General features: G+C 34.8%; 23 protein-coding genes and 3 pseudogenes. 1 reads left to right on the top strand and 25 read right to left on the bottom strand.

Features of this window, described 5'->3' with window-relative positions; genetic code table 11:
* Window positions 1-160: 160 nt before the first annotated feature.
* Window positions 161-232, bottom strand: a complete 72-nt coding sequence (locus ACLNCP_RS00370; RefSeq protein WP_142358420.1) for an SHP2/SHP3 family peptide pheromone — start codon at window positions 230-232, stop codon at window positions 161-163.
* 79 nt (window positions 233-311) lie between these two features.
* Here ACLNCP_RS00370 and ACLNCP_RS00365 point away from each other — a divergent pair, with 79 nt between their 5' ends.
* A complete protein-coding gene (locus ACLNCP_RS00365; RefSeq protein WP_424843848.1) occupies window positions 312-1,166 on the top strand; it encodes an Rgg/GadR/MutR family transcriptional regulator in 855 nt (284 codons plus the stop codon).
* 396 nt (window positions 1,167-1,562) lie between these two features.
* Here ACLNCP_RS00365 and ACLNCP_RS00360 read toward each other — a convergent pair whose 3' ends face one another.
* From ACLNCP_RS00360 to ACLNCP_RS00245, 24 genes and pseudogenes are all read right to left on the bottom strand, one after another.
* Window positions 1,563-1,733: a hypothetical protein gene (locus ACLNCP_RS00360; RefSeq protein ID WP_158086276.1), complete on the bottom strand. Its 171-nt coding sequence runs from the start codon at window positions 1,731-1,733 to the stop codon at window positions 1,563-1,565.
* Window positions 1,734-2,210: 477 nt separating this feature from the next.
* The gene (locus ACLNCP_RS00355) at window positions 2,211-2,603 is read right to left on the bottom strand and encodes a hypothetical protein (protein WP_084925401.1); all 393 of its coding nucleotides are present in this window, start codon (window positions 2,601-2,603) and stop codon (window positions 2,211-2,213) included.
* A gap of 263 nt (window positions 2,604-2,866) precedes the next feature.
* The gene (locus tag ACLNCP_RS00350; RefSeq protein ID WP_084925402.1) at window positions 2,867-3,307 is read right to left on the bottom strand and encodes a hypothetical protein; all 441 of its coding nucleotides are present in this window, start codon (window positions 3,305-3,307) and stop codon (window positions 2,867-2,869) included.
* Between the two features lie 12 nt (window positions 3,308-3,319).
* Window positions 3,320-4,285 carry a DUF4365 domain-containing protein gene (locus tag ACLNCP_RS00345; RefSeq protein WP_084925404.1) on the bottom strand — a complete coding sequence of 322 codons (966 nt, stop codon included), beginning with the start codon at window positions 4,283-4,285 and terminating at the stop codon, window positions 3,320-3,322.
* Window positions 4,286-4,318: 33 nt separating this feature from the next.
* Window positions 4,319-5,254 (bottom strand): hypothetical protein, encoded by a 936-nt coding sequence (locus ACLNCP_RS00340; RefSeq protein ID WP_084925406.1) that lies wholly within the window; start codon window positions 5,252-5,254, stop codon window positions 4,319-4,321.
* Window positions 5,255-5,366: 112 nt separating this feature from the next.
* Window positions 5,367-5,603: a resolvase gene (locus ACLNCP_RS00335; protein ID WP_424844000.1), complete on the bottom strand. Its 237-nt coding sequence runs from the start codon at window positions 5,601-5,603 to the stop codon at window positions 5,367-5,369.
* A gap of 51 nt (window positions 5,604-5,654) precedes the next feature.
* Window positions 5,655-5,798, bottom strand: a pseudogene (locus ACLNCP_RS00330) (recombinase zinc beta ribbon domain-containing protein); the annotation flags it as partial.
* Window positions 5,799-5,819: 21 nt separating this feature from the next.
* The gene (locus ACLNCP_RS00325) at window positions 5,820-6,020 is read right to left on the bottom strand and encodes a recombinase family protein (RefSeq protein ID WP_084925410.1); all 201 of its coding nucleotides are present in this window, start codon (window positions 6,018-6,020) and stop codon (window positions 5,820-5,822) included.
* A complete protein-coding gene (locus tag ACLNCP_RS00320; protein WP_424843997.1) occupies window positions 5,954-6,205 on the bottom strand; it encodes a recombinase family protein in 252 nt (83 codons plus the stop codon). The genes ACLNCP_RS00325 and ACLNCP_RS00320 overlap by 67 nt, the downstream gene beginning before the upstream one ends.
* A gap of 93 nt (window positions 6,206-6,298) precedes the next feature.
* Window positions 6,299-6,616, bottom strand: a pseudogene (locus tag ACLNCP_RS00315) (recombinase family protein); the annotation flags it as partial.
* 4 nt (window positions 6,617-6,620) lie between these two features.
* Window positions 6,621-7,850, bottom strand: a pseudogene (locus ACLNCP_RS00310) (recombinase family protein).
* Window positions 7,851-8,129: 279 nt separating this feature from the next.
* Window positions 8,130-8,966: a nucleotidyl transferase AbiEii/AbiGii toxin family protein gene (locus ACLNCP_RS00305; RefSeq protein ID WP_176139586.1), complete on the bottom strand. Its 837-nt coding sequence runs from the start codon at window positions 8,964-8,966 to the stop codon at window positions 8,130-8,132.
* Window positions 8,966-9,556, bottom strand: a complete 591-nt coding sequence (locus ACLNCP_RS00300; RefSeq protein WP_125394517.1) for a type IV toxin-antitoxin system AbiEi family antitoxin domain-containing protein — start codon at window positions 9,554-9,556, stop codon at window positions 8,966-8,968. Before ACLNCP_RS00300 ends, ACLNCP_RS00305 begins: the two co-directional genes overlap by 1 nt.
* Window positions 9,557-9,685: 129 nt before the next feature.
* Window positions 9,686-10,273 carry a CPBP family intramembrane glutamic endopeptidase gene (locus tag ACLNCP_RS00295; protein WP_424843847.1) on the bottom strand — a complete coding sequence of 196 codons (588 nt, stop codon included), beginning with the start codon at window positions 10,271-10,273 and terminating at the stop codon, window positions 9,686-9,688.
* 2 nt (window positions 10,274-10,275) lie between these two features.
* Window positions 10,276-10,509, bottom strand: a complete 234-nt coding sequence (locus ACLNCP_RS00290; RefSeq protein ID WP_000840776.1) for a hypothetical protein — start codon at window positions 10,507-10,509, stop codon at window positions 10,276-10,278.
* A 12-nt stretch (window positions 10,510-10,521) separates the two neighbouring features.
* Window positions 10,522-10,902 carry a hypothetical protein gene (locus ACLNCP_RS00285; RefSeq protein ID WP_061706396.1) on the bottom strand — a complete coding sequence of 127 codons (381 nt, stop codon included), beginning with the start codon at window positions 10,900-10,902 and terminating at the stop codon, window positions 10,522-10,524.
* Window positions 10,895-11,344 carry a hypothetical protein gene (locus ACLNCP_RS00280; RefSeq protein ID WP_102210763.1) on the bottom strand — a complete coding sequence of 150 codons (450 nt, stop codon included), beginning with the start codon at window positions 11,342-11,344 and terminating at the stop codon, window positions 10,895-10,897. The genes ACLNCP_RS00285 and ACLNCP_RS00280 overlap by 8 nt, the downstream gene beginning before the upstream one ends.
* On the bottom strand, window positions 11,328-12,686 hold the full coding sequence (gene dcm / locus ACLNCP_RS00275) for a DNA (cytosine-5-)-methyltransferase (RefSeq protein ID WP_102210764.1): 1,359 nt from the start codon (window positions 12,684-12,686) through the stop codon (window positions 11,328-11,330). The genes ACLNCP_RS00280 and dcm overlap by 17 nt, the downstream gene beginning before the upstream one ends.
* A gap of 98 nt (window positions 12,687-12,784) precedes the next feature.
* On the bottom strand, window positions 12,785-13,564 hold the full coding sequence (locus ACLNCP_RS00270; protein ID WP_102210765.1) for a replication initiator protein A: 780 nt from the start codon (window positions 13,562-13,564) through the stop codon (window positions 12,785-12,787).
* The gene (locus ACLNCP_RS00265) at window positions 13,561-13,734 is read right to left on the bottom strand and encodes a hypothetical protein (protein WP_102210766.1); all 174 of its coding nucleotides are present in this window, start codon (window positions 13,732-13,734) and stop codon (window positions 13,561-13,563) included. The genes ACLNCP_RS00270 and ACLNCP_RS00265 overlap by 4 nt, the downstream gene beginning before the upstream one ends.
* Window positions 13,735-13,942: 208 nt before the next feature.
* A complete protein-coding gene (rlmD, locus tag ACLNCP_RS00260; protein ID WP_424843846.1) occupies window positions 13,943-15,304 on the bottom strand; it encodes a 23S rRNA (uracil(1939)-C(5))-methyltransferase RlmD in 1,362 nt (453 codons plus the stop codon).
* A gap of 74 nt (window positions 15,305-15,378) precedes the next feature.
* Window positions 15,379-16,353, bottom strand: coding sequence for a DUF1002 domain-containing protein (locus ACLNCP_RS00255; protein WP_424843845.1), 975 nt, complete (start codon window positions 16,351-16,353; stop codon window positions 15,379-15,381).
* Between the two features lie 73 nt (window positions 16,354-16,426).
* On the bottom strand, window positions 16,427-17,041 hold the full coding sequence (gene pmp23 / locus ACLNCP_RS00250; RefSeq protein WP_023947700.1) for a cell wall hydrolase Pmp23: 615 nt from the start codon (window positions 17,039-17,041) through the stop codon (window positions 16,427-16,429).
* On the bottom strand, window positions 17,041-18,015 hold the full coding sequence (locus tag ACLNCP_RS00245; RefSeq protein WP_031237137.1) for a nucleoid-associated protein: 975 nt from the start codon (window positions 18,013-18,015) through the stop codon (window positions 17,041-17,043). The genes pmp23 and ACLNCP_RS00245 overlap by 1 nt, the downstream gene beginning before the upstream one ends.
* Window positions 18,016-18,019 lie beyond the last annotated feature (4 nt).

Below are 18,019 nucleotides of genomic sequence, written 5' to 3'. Positions count from 1 at the left end.
AACGAGTTCGCTGATGCAGGGAAATTCTTATTTTAAATATAATAATTTGTGATTTATTACCAAAGGCAATTCAAATATTAATCTGACTATCATTTATAAATATCTTCCTTAATACTAAGTCTTTAGAGTATCTAAAGACTTAGGTGTACACCTAAGCATTTTATCCTCCAACAATGATAATAATATCCATCACCAATATCAAAATTGGTATAAGTTTTGATATTTTTTTCATATTATTCCTCCTTTTACTTTTTAATTATTGTATAATAAATAAAAAGTATTTAAAATTTTGTTGGGAAAGTGGGAAAAATATGAAATCAAAACTTGGTACAACACTTAGAAAAATTCGTAAAGGGAAACAAATCAGCTTGTGCTCTATTGCTGATGATAATTTATCGAAATCACAGATTTCTCGTTTTGAGCGAGGCGAATCAGAGATATCTTGCATCCGACTGATTAATATTTTGGACAAATTACATATATCTCTGGATGAATTTCTCATTTTACATGATAATGATTATACAAAAACTGAATCGTTTGCTAACTTGATACAGTATATTAGAAAAGAGTATTCTTTAAAAAATATCCAAAATATTTCAACTTTACTTTCTGATTCCTCAAATTACAATTTAAATTCATTTGAAAAAACAATGATAAAGTCTATCATACACACACTAGATAATGATGTCGCTCCAACTGAAGAAGAAATCCTTCAATTAACAGACTTTCTTTTTAAAGTTGAAAGGTGGGGATATTATGAAATTATTCTTCTGGGAAATTGTGCCCGAACAATAAAATATGAAGCATTGTTCTTACTTACAAAAGAAATGTTAAAAAATTATATCTACTCTTCTCTAAATAAAACTAATAAAAAGTTAGTTACGCAACTCTCAATTAATTGCTTAATATCAAGCGTTGACATTGAACAATTTGAAAATTGTAAATACCTAATAAAAGAAATATCACAATTACTAGAAAATGAACTAAATTATTATGAACAAACTGTATTTCTCTACGCACAAGGATATTTTGAATTTCACCATGATGCTAATGCTGGAAAATCTAAAATGCAACAAGCACTCCAAGTATTTGAAATACTTGGAGAAAAAAGTATTTATGAACAATATTTAAATCACTACTCCAAAAATATAGAAAAAAACTCCTAATAAAAAAGGGAGCAATATACACCCACAGACACCTTTATATTTTTGCCATTTTGACTCCCATGTGTATTTGGAAATAGATTTTAAATAATTCTGCTATTATTCCGACTACCTCACTTCAAACAATTAAACTGATACTCCTCTCGATAATGACAAAAAGGCTTGAAATCAAGCCTTTTCTAAACTCTGAAACTGTGGGGTTTATCCTTCTTTCACCAGCAATCCCACTACCTCAATATGATGCGTTTGTGGGACTCAAAAGGTTTGGAGAACCTTTTGAAGATTAGCTACGTTTCACTAACAAGCTTACACATTCAACATGTAATGATAGTGCCTACCAATACTATAGAACGAAATCAAGTTGCTCAAAATTAGTATTATACTATTGAACTAAATACATTAAAATTTTATATTTCTAGATGGAAATGATGCTTTAGAAATAGAAACTATATCGTGAGTTGCCGTTTTTTCTCCAGTTTCAATTATTGAACTCAACAGTGCAGTACTATCAATATCGGTATTCTGGAGTGGAAGTTCAATTGCAACTAATGTTCCATCTAATTGATTCAATCCATATTCAATTTCTTCAATATCGCCACTTGTATAAACGTAGTTAGCACCACTTATTAATAAAAATCTCCCATTTAATTTCTTACATAACTAACTTACTACATATAGTCCAAATCCTGAGTTACTCCATCTATCAGTATCCCTATTTTCTGTTCCTCTTCGAAATGCTTTAGATATACCTGGTCTTATTGCTGAACGTAATGAATCAAGATTGGTCTCATTCTCTCTTTTATGAAATTTGTTTTCCGTTAAGCTCCTATGAACTCCAATTCCTTCATCCATTATTACAATTTGAGCTCTGGAATAGATACTACTAGGCCAAGATTGAACACAAATCCATAAATCGTCTTTACCTGAATGTTCAGGAACATTTCTAATTATTTCTCTGATAATATATTTCAATATTTCTTGCAACTCACTGCGACCTGTAATTATCTGCGCAAATTGAGTAGCACGACCAATGATATAATCTCCCCTCTAGAAATATTCACCACGTAAGAAACTTTTCCCATACTCTTCTTTTACATTTATATTTGTTATGGGGATATAGGTATTATTTCCTTGAACATGACCAGTATTTTTTACCTTCAGTAGCATGTGGAACAAAATATTTAAATAAGCCCATCCATAGTAACCACTATTTTTTCCAGTACCTTCAATGATAGAAACTACTATTCCTTCCAGGCCTTCAATAATTTTTCTAAATTGATAACCAAAATATATCATTGCAATCGGTTCCGCCCACCTAAGAAATCTAAAATCTAATATTATTTCCTTATCATTTTCGGGAAGTTTATCAATTTCCTTCAATAAATAATCATACTTATCTTTGACTTTATCAAAACTTAGAGACCTTATCTCAATTTTCATATTGTTAATACCTCTGCACTATTAATTACTTATGAAAGTCCCAGTTTGGACTACTAAACCACATATTGATTTATACAATTCTTTCAAAGTATAAATTCTTTTTCATTAAGAATATTCCATTGTAACACGTTCTCCATGATAACTAATCTTCTTTCTTGAACTCTATTATATACCAAAAACAGAGAATTTATCTATACTTTTAGAGTTTTATAATACGACTTCAGCTCCATCCATAAAGCAAACTGTAACTTACTGACCGATTATTATTTTTCAGGAAATTCAAACATCAAGTGGGTGTAATCTTCTTGCATACAACCACCCATATTAAGAAGAATTTGAGTGTGTTCGAAACCTGTATTTTTACTACTGCATTCCATAACAATGTAGTAATCATCATCTTCCTCTGCTTTTACAACTATCCCCATTGAATATGGAGTTTTCCAAAGAGGTTCTCTTCCATAAAACTTTGCTACAAATTCATTTGTTGGATTTGGTGTTTCCATACTAAAACCATTCTCAAATAGCCAAGCATGCCAATTTTTAAATGCTGGGGGAAAACCAAACATATGAATTGCTTGCATTGTAGATATTGCAAATCCCATTTCATTTTTTAAATTAATAACATACTTCTCAGTAGGATTTAGTCTATATCCATCTATAGTTTTTTCTGATTTCATACCACTATTAAGTTTAAGCTTTTTCATGATTATTCTCCTTTATTCATCTTTTGATTCTGGTCTTGCTTTGGTGTATGGTCTAGTTTCAGATATAAATTTCTCTACCTCTAAGAACGATTTTCCCAATTCATTCAAACTGAGAATCAACATATATTCTGCAACTTCACCAGCATGGTCAACGTAGCGCATAGGGTCTAATTTTGGGCGGAATTGCTCAAATGTGTCTCCTACAACAATCCAATCATCCATTTCACTATCATAGCAACAATGAAGTTGTTGCCATAATTCATAATCACTTTCTTCAAGAAATTCTTCATCAACAGAAAAATCTGCCCATGGAAATAATCGAGGAAAAACATCGGTATACGGTGTAAACGGAAACCAATAAGGATAGGCATACTCTTTAGTTTCTTGACCATCATTAACAATTAACTTAGTATCACCTTTACCACTAGACTTATTAACCCACTCTGTTGAATGTAGTTTAACTTCACCTCCATTTTGTATAATTTCCATAAATTTTTTCTGAGATAGTAGAAAGTTATAATTTTGAATATGTTGCGGTAAATTCGTATAGGAAAGAAGGTGATTATTTGATTGTTTATCCAAAAAAACTTGATTTATCGGAACTTTCACATAATATCCTTTGCCTCCTCCCTCTTTAGTTTTTTTAATTGTTTTAGGAGTTAACTCTTGCCAGATACACATACCATCATCAGGATTAAACAGAACAATTATACACGGAAGAGAATTCATCGTCCAATAATTATACTGTCTCTCATTTATGGTCCGAAAAATAATGCAGTTATCTTTTTTCTCCCTAAACCAACTTGGTCCTGATTTGATTTGTAATGCAAGGTGTTGTCTTGGTTTACCATCTACAACAAATTCCATATGAGCATCTATACCTATATCATTAACTGGCTGCTCTCTAAACATCCAACTATTTCTTTCTGCAATACATCCACAATGATGTATGCCAATCCTCTCAGTGCTATTAGCCATATCACTATCTACCTCCCTATATAACTAAACATACTAACAATTGACGTAATTCAAGGGGACCTCAGTACAATTTGCAACAGCTAGTTCCCAGGCTTGATTAAAATCTCCACTAATTTGAATCACTTTATAGAAATGTTCCGAAAACTCATATGCTATGCTCGATTCAACTATCCCTCTATGAAAAATAGAAAAGTTTGAATTTTGTAAACGTGAATACAATGCGAACTCTAAAGTTGAACAACAGTTAAGAAATGAACAATAAAATCTATGGTTAGAAATCCAATTACTAAATTTTATAAAAGTAATGTTTGAATCTACAAAAGAAAGTAGTATCTCCCCGTTAGGTTTCGTATATGTATGGCCCGCTAAATGGATAATATTCAGTACAGGGAATCTATCCAAAATTGTTCTAAATACATCAGTAGAGCATCCATGAATAGGAACAACCATTACATTCGGATCATTCGCAAACAAATCACAGATGTTTTGAATTTCATCATTTGCTTTGATATTATCTTCTTGTAAGTCTATCAAACTAATCGCCAAAACTACTTGTTGCCCCACTCCAGGAAAACCATCGTGAAGAAGTTGTAATTTTTCGTTTTCTAAAAAAATTCTCGAAACATTTATATAGGAATTCAAAATCTTTTTCCATTTAACTTTCGTTCTGTACTTCTCATTAGTTAAAAATTGAATTGTATTTTGTTGAAGAGACAACACAAAACTTCTCATAGCTACATAATCTTTTGAACTAACTTTTTTACGTAATACTGAGATACTTTCCCTGATGTTCTGCTCAACCAACATTTGATAATACTTCAATACTGATTCATCAGAGTCATTTTCATCTTCACTTTCATTAAATTTTGATTCCTGATGTATAAACGGCTCAAAAAAGTCAAAAATTGGCAAAATCACCGCCTCAAACTCAGGACTCTTTAATCTCTCACGAAAAGTTTCTTTTTCCATAATTCTTACTACAACTCCAACTATCTCTAATATTATATATTCTATCACAAAAATGCAAAAAAAAGCTATAACCACAATGGTTGCCCACTGTCATTATAACCTTTCGTCTACTCTACAAATCTACCTCAGTTCCCTCTAAGAATCTGACAGTTATCTGTCCATCCTCTGTAATTATAATATTATCCAATATCTGACACATCTCATGATAATCAAATTCCCACAAGGGCTTGTTTATCATTTCAGCCAACTTCAAACTATAGTGCTTTTCTAGCGGACGCTTTTCTTCTAGGATTTTGTTCCACTTTCCGTGCAACAAGTCAACATTCTCACTTAGTAGTTCTACAGCCATTACTACGGCTTTCTCTAACGTTTCTTCATCAATATAGTTGTTCTGGCAGCCAATCTGTCCTTTGACCCTATATCGATTGTTACATTGCCAAACCTTACGTTTACCTCGACTTGTAGTCCAATTTTTTCTACCAAATGCTGAACCACATTCGGCACAAAATACTTTTGTTGTAAAGTGATTGTTTTCTTTCTGCATGATATAAAATTGAAGCTTATGTTATTCTCTAAATCTCTTTCTTCTTGCTATTTCTAACTGAACAATCTCCCACTTCTCTTTATTTAAAATTGGTTCATGATTGTTTTCAATATAATATTGATTAACTTGCACATCATTAACAATTCGTTTCTTCGTCAGGAAATCAACGGTATAGGTTTTCTGAAGCAAAGCATCACCCTTGTATTTTTCATTTTGAAGCATTTTCCATATAGCACTTGGCACCACTTTGCTTTACCTGTGCAACCTGGTATTGCCTGTTCTCTTAACTCTTTGGAAATAAATTCTGGACTGTATCCTTCTAGAAATCTATCAAATATATACCTTACTACCTTTGCTTGTTCAGGGTTTATAATAAGATTTCCTTTTTCATCTTTGTCATATCCCATAAAGTTTGTAGTATTTACCTGAACTAGATCACGCTCAAACTTCTTACGAATTCCCCAAGTTGAGTTTTCTGAAATAGATCTTGATTCATCCTGTGCAAGTGACGATAGAATAGTTAGTAGTACTTCCCCTTTTGAATCTAAGCTATCAATATTCTCTTTTTCAAAAGTTACTCCAATACCTAGATTTTTCAGTTCTCTTACATACTTAATGCAGTCCAATGTATTTCTAGCAAATCTACTAATAGATTTAACTAAAATTCTGTCAATCTTACCTTCTCTACAATCCTGTATCAGTCGGTTAAAAGCTTCACGTTTTTTTGTATTAGTTGCTGAAATACCTTCATCTGCATAAATATCTACCAACTCATAATCTTCATGTTTTAAGATGAATTCACGGTAATAATTGACCTGATTCTCATAACTTGATAGCTGTTCGTCTTGGTCTGTAGACACTCGACAATAAGCGGCTACTCTGATTGTTTTCTGAATTTGAGATATGACTGTTTGCTGTAGATAACCGTAATGTTTTTCTCCATCTTCTATCCTTTCTAACACAATTACTGGTGAACTTAGTTTCCAATTTTCAATATCCCTTTCAGGGGCTCTCATACCTTTACATGACTTTTTTCCTTCTCTGATATATTTGGAACAACACCAAACAATCTTTTTCTTATAAGATACCTGTCTTTTTAATGTTGAACCACAATATTGGCATTTTAACATTCTGGAAAATTTATAGGTTTTATTTGTACCTTGGATCCGAGAACGGCTTTTCATTTTTACCTGAACCTTTTCCCATATTTCCTTAGATACAATTCCTTCATGATTATCTTCGATATAGTATTGTTTCAACTGTCCTTGATTTAATTTCTTTGGACCGTTTACACCATCATGAAAGTATTTTTGAAGCAGTAAAGAGCCTTTGTATTTTTCGTTTTTTTAAGATACTACAAATTGTGCTATTATACCATTTCTTTTCTGTTACAGTTGGAACCTTGTCCTCATTAAGCTTTTTAGCAATCCTATGTGTACCCATTCCTTCTAAATAACTATAAAAGATGGTTCTTACTATTTGCGCTTCTACTTGGTTTATAACAAGTTCACCTTTTTCGTTTAAATCATACCCTAAAAACCGTTTAGTATTAATGAGTAATTCTCCCTTCTGGAACTTTCTACGAAAACTCCACCGTTGGTTTCCGCTCATGCTTTGTAACTCTTCCTCAGCCAAACTTGCTAACACAGTCAAGACAACTTCACCTTCATTAGATAAGGTATGGATATTCTGCTCTTCAAAAAAGATATCAATACCAAGAGTTTTTAATTCTCGACTGATTTTAAGAACATTGATAAGATTTCTTGCAAACCTAGATATTGACTTAGTATGGATAACGTCAATTTGTCCTTTTCTACAAGCATCTAGCATAGTTTGAAAATCAGGTCTTTCATACTTTGAACCTGAAATCCCTCTGTCACAAAAAACACCCAAAAAATCAACATCTTCACGTTCAGCATACAACTTTTCAAAATAAACTTTTTGATTCTCTAGCGAATCAAGTTGACTTCCGTTGGTTGTCGAAACTCGAACATATGCACAAATTCTCTTTTTTCTTTTGTTATTCTTTGCTTCAATTTTTCTTATGTTCATTTTTCCCCAACAAGAAATTTTTACACACTATATATCCCTCTAAACGCAGTATTAGTCAAGTATTCAGCAATCAAATTATTTACTAAAATGTGCTTACAGATCCACTTGCCTAAATAGGTACTTTCAAGATAGATTTTCCCGGTTTTTAGAAAAAATCAAAAATCATGACCACCCGTCTAACGGGTGATTTGTTTGTCTCGCACCTAACAAAGTGAGACGGACTGATAGTCACATAATAAAAAAAGCAACTCACTGCTTTACTAATGAGTTACTTTTGTACTAAAATATTTGTTGCATAATTTCCTTAATAATCTGAACAGAATTATCAAATGAGATATCTTTAGCATACTTAAATTGGCGTTGATAACGAATCCATAGCTCTTTCTGATAATCAGAAATTTCAATTCCTCTCACTTGTTCTTCCCAATTATAAATAGTATCTTTACTTTTACGTTTTTCTGCCGTATTCTCCAGTGCATTTTTTAATACTTCAAGATTAATCTCTTCTTTTCTAAGTTTATACAAGGTGAAAAGATCATATCGATCACGTGGACGCGTCGAAGCTAGTCCCCTACTGATGATTGTTTCTAACTTTTCAGCAAGTACAGTCTCTAGATTATATGTCCATATCTTGATGCTTTCATTAGTAAAGATAGAAGTCATTGAATAAGTAATTTCTCTTGGTGTGATCTTATCACCAGTAGTAATATCAATAAAAACAACCTCCTTTAATGTATCAAAAGTTGCATTTAATTTTAATGAAAATCCTCCATATTCATCATCTTGGCGAATAGGTTCTAGCTTATCTACTGAAAATGAAAATCCATCAGTTTTAGAACAAAGAATCTCTTCAAAGATATGAATCAAATTTTCTCTGCTCATTTCGGTTCCCTTCAGAGTGACATCTAAATCCATTGTGGTTCGCTTATCTAGTCCAATCATTTGACCTATTAGATACCCTCCTTTTACAATGAAGGAATCTCTGTAAGAACTAGTAGAAATCATCTTTAACACTTGCTCAATTAAATAATGTTGTTGTACTTGTTGAGCTGGAATTTCCTTATCTTTTGAAATATTTTTGATTTTTGCTTTAAAGCTATTCGCATTTGAAAACATTAAGATAGCACCTCCGTATAAGATTGTAACTTATCAGTTACTTTAAATAGCTGGGCATAATAAAATAATTTGTGTAAATTAATTTGATTTTGTTGAAAATATTTTTTAAACGCTGGTGCAATAATTTGAAGATCCACCTGATGAACTGGTCTTAGACATTCAACCAAAACTCGTTCAATTTCATAAACTTTAATAAATTGACCAGGAAGACGCTCTATTTCAACAATTCCTTCACTATAGTGAGAGCGTAAGATAATAGGACATATATCTGCTTCCTTAATGTTTTTGGTATTCGTACCATAAGGAAAACTCATCGTCATGTTAAAAGGGATGGTCAAAGATAAACCATGTAACCAAAGTGCTGTCTCCAAAGAAAAGATTCCCTTTGGAAATCGATACTGAAGGACAAACCACTCATCTAAATAAATATCAGGTAAGCGATATAACCCTTTTTCTTCAGCATCGATTTTTCCTTCTGTAACCATTTTTAATAAGGTTTTGTAGTGTAAATTTTCATCTATTACTTGTTTAAAAGTTAAAAAACCATACTGATTGAAAGAGTTCATCAGTTTCTCTCTTTTATCAACCATATCATTCTCCTTTCTTAGAAATAAAATGCTAACATCTTCTATATATGTTAGCATTTTATTTCTTTAAAATCAATTCATTTAGTTTTTTTATTTCAAAATTAATCCATACGTAAGACGGACCAGCTATTATTAAAGAAAAAATAAGACATAGACTGATAGGTTCCACACTAAATGTAGACCCATACTGCCCCATAAGTCAGATTTATAGCGTACAAGCCCTAAAAACATCCCAAGTGAAACATATAAACACCAAGCTAGAATGGTTCCTGGATGATGTGCTAAGGCAAATAAAACACTTGTCAAAGCAACTCGAATATCTAATTTTCTGACCAAGTTCCATAACATTTCTCTATATAGAAATTCTTCAACCATACTCGCATTGATTAAGAACAATAAAAATGAAAACCAAGGAACTTGATGTTGAAGCCCAATTAAGTTTGCTTGATTCGTGGTTCCTTGAGCATGGATTAGGCTAAAACATAGACTTATAATCAGTAGGCTAATGAATCCAATACCAAGCCATTTCATCCTAGATTTCATATTGACCTTATGAGCTTGTTTGCGTTGGCCATACATCCATAAAAAAGAAATGAGCGACGCTCCATAGAGAATCTGTAGTATAGTTAACTCACCGATACAAAGAAATTTCAGTAAGTATAGAGATACCAATAGGACATTTACTTGTTGGAATATATAAACTGGAATTATTCTTTTCATAGTTACCTCCGAAATAAATCTTCATAATCTAAATCTAATACCTGCACAATCCTTTCTACCCATGGACTTTGAGGCATTCGTTGTTCCATCTTGTAGTGGCGTATCTTTTGATACAAACGGTTCAATTCACTTGGATAGTGAAACTCTCCCGCAAACATTTTTCTGGTTAACTCAATCCAGCTAATATTTCTTTCAGCCAAAATAATGGACAAGTTCTCCCAAAATCGTTCAGCCATATTGCTTCTCCTTTAGTTAGATAAATAATGTGTTTGTGCCATGTAAATCAATTGTTTCGTATCTCTTGGCAATAAAGCTCTAGCTTCTTCCAAATTCAGATTTGGATAAACTCGCTTATTTGAAACCGCAAGAGGAAGTCTGATGGTTAGTTCAGGATTTTTTAAAATCATCTCAACGAAATCCGTTAATTTTAGATTGTCTCGGTTCTTAAATCGTAATAAATTAGGAGATAAAAACTCGAAACAATCTGAAGAATAGCTCATCATCTCAATTAATTTGTCCTTTGTCATTTCAGAAACTGAATGACAAGATACCTCAATGCCATAGTTTTGGAAGAAGTCTAAAAGAAGTTGATTTCTTTGGCTATTTTTACTTAGATAGAGATCAATCATGGGAGACCTCCCAAAGATTCGGTTCCATTTGATATTCTGAGACGATTAAGGAATCCAATAAATTTGCGAAGTTAATCGGTTTCTTGTCTTCATCATAAGCTTTGACAGTTACTTGGGTTGTAAGTATTCCCTCTTTTCCCTCGGCTCGATAGCCTTGTCCATATAAAACAAAAACAAGATTATGATGATCATCTACAAAGGCATCAGCTCCGTTCTTTATATCCTGACTTTCAAGGAATTCCATAATGTTTTGAAGATAGGATTCGTAAAATAGGGGGTAGTTGTATTTTTTATGGTAATCATCTAAAAATGTCACCTCAAACTCACATGGATAATTGGGCATCAAAAATATTTGTTCATCCAGCTGTTTGATTTCTGCGTCATGTAATTCTGTTTCTAATTCATCACAATCTAGTATTGATTCTTTATTTAATGCTTTCATCTTTTTCCTCTATTTCTTTTAATTTCTTTGCGATTGCAGCAATCACAGGAACGGTTACACTATTACCAGCTTGTTTATAGAGCTGACTATTACTAGAGACTTTTCTAGCAGCTTCAAAAGCCCAATCAGGAAAGCCCTGCAGTCTAAAACACTCTTTAGGAGTGATTCGTCGTATCCTCAAACGGTAAAATTGCCCATCAATTAAGACACCAGCTACTTGGTAAACTTGTTTATCTTCTCCTTCATAGCTAGCCACTACTACTCCCATTTGCCCACTAGTTGTTAACGTATTCGCTATACCTTTTCCAACTCTACCACGACGATACTGAGAACTTGGTCTTTCTAAATTGATTGAATCCCCAATCTCTGCTTGAGCATATCCTTTTTTAGTTGCCTCACGGACTTTTAGAAATTGGATTGGTTCTGGAATCAGTATTTTGGGGATTTTATCTCCACCTTGCATTGTAGTCAGTGTTGGAGATAAGCCCTCACTTCCATAGACGCGACCAGTTTCCTTAAAGCTAGTTGGTAAATCTCCAACAACGACAATACCATGGCGATCCTGAGTATTTAAAGTAAACATTGGCTCTTGATTATCCTTAAAACGTCTACCATTTTGTCTTTTTTCTAATCTGTCTGGTGTCATACAAGGAATCGCAACTTTAAATCCTTCTCCTTTTCCACGAACTAAGGTTGGTGCAAGACCTTCTGAATAATAGACTTTACCGCTCATGCCACTTTTTGATGGATTTAAATTCCCTATTGTTTTTAAAGTCTCAGAGTTAGTTGCTTGACCTTCTCGTCTGAAAGGAAATAAGAGTCTGGTACCTCTCTTTCTAGAATGTCCGATAATAAACACCCTCTCTCTGTTTTGGGGAACGCCAAAATCCTTACTGTTAAGCACCTGCCACTCAACATCAAACCCCAATTCATCAAGCGTGGTAAGGATTGTGGTGAACGTCCGTCCCTTATCGTGATTGAGTAGGCCTTTAACATTTTCAAGAAAAAGAAAACGTGGTTGGATTTGTTTGGCCGCCCGAGCAATTTCAAAGAACAGAGTGCCTCTAGTATCTTCAAATCCCAATCGTCTTCCTGCGATTGAAAATGCTTGACAAGGGAATCCCCCACAGATGACATCGACTTTCCCTCTAAGTTTTTTAAATTCGTCATCTGAAACATCTCGTATGTCATGAAATTCTATTTCTCCTTCCGTTTGAAAAATGGACTTATAAGATTCTCTAGCAAATTTATCAATCTCACAAAATCCAATACACTCGTGTCCAACACTTTCCATTCCAAGTCGAAAACCACCAATACCTGAAAATAAATCAATAAATTTCATTTCTTTATCACCCCTTTCTGATCGACTATCAATGTCCAAATAGTCACACCACTTGAAATGACAATGAGCATAACTAATATCCACTCGATTGGCGACATTTAACCACCTCCTTTTCTAACACGGTTATTCCAAACAGAATACAAGCCGTTAAACACAAATTCAGCCAAAACTTCCGCTCGTCTAACAAAGCGAACATTGTCAAGAGCATACTGATAGATTCTCTCAAAATCAGTCATAGCTATATCACTGGCTGTTTCAGAAAAACCCTCTCGTCTAAATTGATCTTGTACCAATCCCCAAATATAATCTCGATCATATTTTGTGACCTTTTCGACTTTTCTTCTCAAAATAGGTTGAGAATTCCTTTCTTCCTCATCCTCAATAAATAAAGATTCAGTCTCACTATATTTAGTCTCACTAACTTCAGTCTCACTAGGGGCTGAATAAGAGACGGGGGCCGTTTCATTTTCATCCTGCCCTAGTCTTTTTTTAACACTAGGCCTGTTCGAACTAGCTACTGGGGTAGAAGACAACTCTCCTAAATAAATCTTATTAGCTAGTCTCCCTTTCTCACTTGAAGACTGTTGGATTTCATCAATCAAGTCATATTCTTTAAGAATTTTTTTGATGGACAGTAATTTTGACTTCGAACAACCTAATAGCTTCATCAGGTTAGAATTAGAAAATACTAAATAAACCGCTCCTTCTTCATCTATCCAACCACGACTGAGAGATAATTCTAAACGATCCTTTAAAATAGAATAAGCTACCTTTACTTCTAGTTTCATATCCATATATTTCTCATCCTCAAAAAGAATTTTAGGTAATTTATAATACCGTTCTGAAGTTTGGTATTGATTTGCGGTAATTCTTTTCATAGCGCGCCTCCAAGTTCTTTGAGTGTTAAATCTCCACTTGATTCCAAGTGAACCAAACCACTTTTTTCTAATTCAGCCATCAGAGAGATGGCTTCAACAATGTCAATTCCCATTTCACGTACTAAAAATGAAATGACAATATAGCGTGATGATTGTAATTCTTTTGTCATTTTTCCTCCTGAAAATAAAAAAAGGAGAACAATATACAATTGTTCTCTCTTTAGATAAATATTTATTGTTGTATTCATTTTTCCGATGCGCAAACGACATCTACAAATACATATACATCTATGTGCCTTTTTAGGACTTTTTTGACGTCAAAATTGCCTTTATCTACAAAGACAAAATGCTTGTAAAATAGCTTAAAATCAAGGATTTTCACCCTTTTTTTCGTTGTAGCAACACTACACACTCCACGTGGTGCGTTTGCGGAAATAAATCCACTGGCTGAACTTTCTTCAATTCATAGCCCAATTCTTGGTAGAGTTGGATATCACGCGCCATCGTTGCGACATTACATGAGATATAAGCGATGCGGTCTGCTCCTGTTTGAGCGCTTGCTTTGATAAAGCTTTCTGTGAGTCCTTTTCTTGGTGGGTCCACTAGGATAAGACTTGGCTGAATCCCTTCTTTAAGCCAATTTTTCATAGCATTTTCAGCTGTGTCACAGACATAGTGGGCGTTTGAAATATTGTTCAGTTGGGCATTCTTCTTGCTATTCTCAACTGCTTCTGGAATAAGCTCTACACCATAAACTTCTTTGACATGTTTCGCAACAGAAAGACCAATCGTCCCGATACCAGAATAGGCATCAATGACCACATCATCTTCTTTTAATTCAGCAAAGTCAATGGCTGTTTGATAAAGTTTTTCAGCCATTTCAGTATTGACTTGGTAAAATGCTGGTCCAGCGATTTGGTAGTCATTTCCCAACATCTGGTCAGTGATAAAGTCTTGTCCATAAAGTGTGCGCCATTCCTTACCAAAAACCGCATTGGTGTTCTGGTCGTTGATATTTTGCATGACAGACACAATCTCTGGGAACTGCTTGATGATTTGTTCAATCAATTGCTCCACACGGAAAATCTTCGGACGAGTTGTTACCAAAATAACCATGATTTGTCCTGAGTAATGCCCACGACGCACCACAAGATTTCGAATCAAGCCAGCTTGTTCCTTTTCATCATAAGGTTTCAGGTCGTAACGACGGAGCAAGTCACGTAGAGCTACTACTACCTCATCAATCACAGAATCTTGGATAAAGAAATCTTCTAGAGGCATGAGGTCATGGGAATTCTTACGGAAAAATCCTGTTTCCAAGACACCATTAACACGACGAACAGGCACCTGCGCCTTATTACGATACTTAATTGGATTATCCATACCAAGCGTTTCAGCAACCTCTACATTAGCAATTCCTGCAATCTTGTAAAGACTGTCCTTAACTTGCTTGGTTTTAAACTTGAGCTGTTCTGGATAGGCAAGATGCCCCAAATCCGCGATTCCTGAACGCAGATAAGCCAAATCTAGATCTTGATTACGGTGTGGTGACTGGAGAAGGTATTCTTCAACCTTCCCAAAACCAATCTTTTTATTAACCTTGAGGACACGCATGAGGATTTTTTCACTCGGTAAAGCATTCTCTACAAAAAACACTAAACCATCCACCTTAGCAACTCCTGCACCTTCATGGGTCAAATCAACAATTTCAACTTCTACAATATCATTTTTCTTTAACATTATTTTCTCTTTCTATTGGCCGACAAAAAAAGACGGCAACGTTACGGTTACCATCTATTATACCATGAAATTTCTTAAGAACCAAAACTCTTGAAGAAGTTAACAATAGCTTGCCAGAGGGAGCTTAAGAAGTTCCCTCCGTCCTCTAGCACCTTATCCGCATCAAAGTTAAGGTTGATATTTTTAAAACTGTCGCCAGCTTGTGATACGATGCTTTGTTTAAGGTCATTCAAGGTTTTAGTGAAGTCTGCATTGCTGAGGATATCACTCTTTGAGAGATTCAAAGCAAAATTGATGATGATATTGATCTGGTTTCCTGTTATAACCTGATCGAGTTTGTAATTTTTCAAGGTATCTTCAACAATTTTACGGACATCTTCTTCTGTCAGATTTCCCTTGCTTTCTTTAGCTTTGGCGAGCCCTGACTTAATATCAGCTAGGGCAACGTTTAATTTATTAGCATCATAGCCAGTTTTATCCTTGTTTTCAGCATTGATATCGGACAAAGCCTTTAGCTCTTCTTGAGCCAAATCTTTGTTGGCTTGTGGCACCTTGGCTCCATTAGCTTCCAGCGAATAGTAAATCCCGGCTAAGGCACTCTCACCTGTAACTGGAATAGGCGCTGCTACAGTGATTTTGGCGTGTTCCACACCCAAAGTTACGGCTGCATTGCGGTACATATCCTGCGTCACCTTAGTGATGTTTTCTGGTGTTTCAATCTTGACCTCTAAAGGCGACTTGTCACCCAGTTTTTGAATCTTGGCTGATGAATACAACTGTAAACTTGAGTCATTGGCAACATTCATAATCTTAGAATAGACATCAGGTGTCATGGTCTTGAGTTCTTTGGTGTCTGTTGAGGCATTGTAGCCTAGTTTTTTAAGGGTTTGATTTTTTTGATCTTCAGACAATGATGAACCTAGGACATATTCAGGTTGGACGTAGGTTTCATCGATAACTTTTTGAACATCTGTTGCTGCATGGACACTATTCATAGCTGTTACTGCCCACAAGACCGCAACACTGGACAGAAAGAGTTTCTTTCTCATAGGGAATTTCCTCCTTTACCTTTCTAGAGTAATATATCTATCTTAAAGAAAACTTATAACAAAAACATCTGGACTAACCAGATGTCGAAAAGAGAGTGAAACATTTGATAATGTAAAGGTTAAGTTGCACCTGTCTAGAATAATAATAGTTTCCTCCATTTACATAGAGTTCGGCACCGTGAAAAACGGAAATGGGGTGAATATAACTATAAGTCTTTCCAGTGGTATTACCAAGCAAGGGAGCAACAGTATCACGAGAGTACTGTTTGGCCAGAGCTAAGGTGTTTTCCTTGCCATTTTGGGCGATAAAATCTATATAGGCAGGTCCAAAATTGTAGGCTTGAACAGCCGTCCAGACATCTACCCCCTTCTTCTGGGCCAGATAGAGATTGTCTGTCAGAGTTTGAACGCCTTGCCGAATGCTAGAGGCATTATCATTGATGGTATTGGTAGCGCCACTAGCAGACTCACTAGACTGCATAACATCGCCTTCTTTTCCTTTTGTTTCGGTATAAATCATAGCGAGCACAAGCTCTTCGTTTGCTGGGGTGTCTCTTTCACTCAAGATTTCTCGCACCATGGGTTGATAGGTCATGACTTGCTTGACATCTTGGTGAACGCGGTAAGCTTTATATCCAGCAAAAAGGAAGACTGCTAGTACAAGCACTCTTCGAATTCGTTTAAACATTATTTACTTTGGATATCCTCGATATTTTTGATTAAGATAGAGTAGGTTCCATTGTCGTTTTGGATAAACTCAACAGACTCGGCGTCTTGATAGACGTTATTGGGAACGATAAGCTCAATTCCATTTGACAAGGAAAGTTTTTGGTTTTCAAATTTTTTAAGCTGACGACTGGCATCAATTTCATCAAATTGAACAGGCTCTGGTACGGCTTCCTTGACTTGATCAATAAAGCTCAAACGAGCCGTCAGATTATTGTCAAAAAGGTCGTTGGCCAATTTCTCTGGCGACAGTTCATTGCTTTCTTCTAAGTTGTTGAAAATCGCTGATTTTACTTTAGATTGAAATTGAAAATCATCTGTATTAAAAGATTCGGCAATTCTCTGGGCTGTCTTTTCCAGTTCTTTGATAGATTTCTTAGGAGAAATCTTAGGAGCGACAGCAAGAAGATTGTCTGAAAAGTAGTTCAAAAAAGTTCCATTGTACTTAATTCGTTTCTCGATCAGGTGGTACTTGCGACTCTGAAGATTAACCACCAAGGCTTCGTCGGCACTCGTTCCAAATCCAGGCAAGTTATTCTGAGTTAGCTTGATTGGATTATCAACTTCTCCACCAAGGTGGGTCAAGGTCTCCCTCAGGGCAATTCTCAAGAAAGCGAAATGTTCTACACCTTCTTTAGAAAATTGCACAAAAATCAAGTCATTGGTCTTGAGATTTTCGGAAATGCTGAACTCCTCTTTCCAGAGATTAGCCAGCGTTACTGATGTCTCCAACAAATCGTCTGTAATATGATTGAAGAAGGGATTTTCTTCCTCGAAAATCCCAGACTTGGCTTCATCTGAATACACACGTTCAATTTTTTTACGCAAGTATTCTTCGATTTTTGGAGTAATATTGAGAAACTTATCCGCTAGGAACAGGTCGGTGTCATCCGGACTGAACTGATGAATAATAGCTTTCTTAATATAAATGTCCATAAAA

The organism is Streptococcus sp. CL6.35 (genome assembly GCF_049737915.1).
In the GTDB taxonomy this organism is placed as follows: domain Bacteria; phylum Bacillota; class Bacilli; order Lactobacillales; family Streptococcaceae; genus Streptococcus.
This window is presented reverse-complemented; position numbering and strand designations above follow the sequence as displayed.

Excerpts from the sequence above, each read along its gene's own strand:
- ACLNCP_RS00280 (WP_102210763.1), bottom strand. The coding sequence starts at position 11,344 with ATGAAAGCATTAAATAAAGAATCAATACTAGATTGTGATGAATTAGAA.
- ACLNCP_RS00325 (WP_084925410.1), bottom strand. The coding sequence starts at position 6,020 with ATGCTTCAAAATGAAAAATACAAGGGTGATGCTTTGCTTCAGAAAACC.
- ACLNCP_RS00285 (WP_061706396.1), bottom strand. The coding sequence starts at position 10,902 with ATGATTGATCTCTATCTAAGTAAAAATAGCCAAAGAAATCAACTTCTT.
- rlmD (WP_424843846.1), bottom strand. The coding sequence starts at position 15,304 with ATGTTAAAGAAAAATGATATTGTAGAAGTTGAAATTGTTGATTTGACC.
- ACLNCP_RS00295 (WP_424843847.1), bottom strand. The coding sequence starts at position 10,273 with ATGAAAAGAATAATTCCAGTTTATATATTCCAACAAGTAAATGTCCTA.
- ACLNCP_RS00265 (WP_102210766.1), bottom strand. The coding sequence starts at position 13,734 with ATGACAAAAGAATTACAATCATCACGCTATATTGTCATTTCATTTTTA.
- ACLNCP_RS00245 (WP_031237137.1), bottom strand. The coding sequence starts at position 18,015 with ATGGACATTTATATTAAGAAAGCTATTATTCATCAGTTCAGTCCGGAT.
- pmp23 (WP_023947700.1), bottom strand. The coding sequence starts at position 17,041 with ATGTTTAAACGAATTCGAAGAGTGCTTGTACTAGCAGTCTTCCTTTTT.
- ACLNCP_RS00335 (WP_424844000.1), bottom strand. The coding sequence starts at position 5,603 with ATGGCTGTAGAACTACTAAGTGAGAATGTTGACTTGTTGCACGGAAAG.
- ACLNCP_RS00350 (WP_084925402.1), bottom strand. The coding sequence starts at position 3,307 with ATGAAAAAGCTTAAACTTAATAGTGGTATGAAATCAGAAAAAACTATA.
- ACLNCP_RS00270 (WP_102210765.1), bottom strand. The coding sequence starts at position 13,564 with ATGAAAAGAATTACCGCAAATCAATACCAAACTTCAGAACGGTATTAT.
- ACLNCP_RS00255 (WP_424843845.1), bottom strand. The coding sequence starts at position 16,353 with ATGAGAAAGAAACTCTTTCTGTCCAGTGTTGCGGTCTTGTGGGCAGTA.
- ACLNCP_RS00300 (WP_125394517.1), bottom strand. The coding sequence starts at position 9,556 with ATGGTTGATAAAAGAGAGAAACTGATGAACTCTTTCAATCAGTATGGT.
- ACLNCP_RS00320 (WP_424843997.1), bottom strand. The coding sequence starts at position 6,205 with ATGGGATATGACAAAGATGAAAAAGGAAATCTTATTATAAACCCTGAA.
- ACLNCP_RS00340 (WP_084925406.1), bottom strand. The coding sequence starts at position 5,254 with ATGGAAAAAGAAACTTTTCGTGAGAGATTAAAGAGTCCTGAGTTTGAG.
- ACLNCP_RS00290 (WP_000840776.1), bottom strand. The coding sequence starts at position 10,509 with ATGGCTGAACGATTTTGGGAGAACTTGTCCATTATTTTGGCTGAAAGA.
- ACLNCP_RS00345 (WP_084925404.1), bottom strand. The coding sequence starts at position 4,285 with ATGGCTAATAGCACTGAGAGGATTGGCATACATCATTGTGGATGTATT.
- dcm (WP_102210764.1), bottom strand. The coding sequence starts at position 12,686 with ATGAAATTTATTGATTTATTTTCAGGTATTGGTGGTTTTCGACTTGGA.
- ACLNCP_RS00355 (WP_084925401.1), bottom strand. The coding sequence starts at position 2,603 with ATGAAAATTGAGATAAGGTCTCTAAGTTTTGATAAAGTCAAAGATAAG.
- ACLNCP_RS00365 (WP_424843848.1), top strand. The coding sequence starts at position 312 with ATGAAATCAAAACTTGGTACAACACTTAGAAAAATTCGTAAAGGGAAA.
- ACLNCP_RS00305 (WP_176139586.1), bottom strand. The coding sequence starts at position 8,966 with ATGTTTTCAAATGCGAATAGCTTTAAAGCAAAAATCAAAAATATTTCA.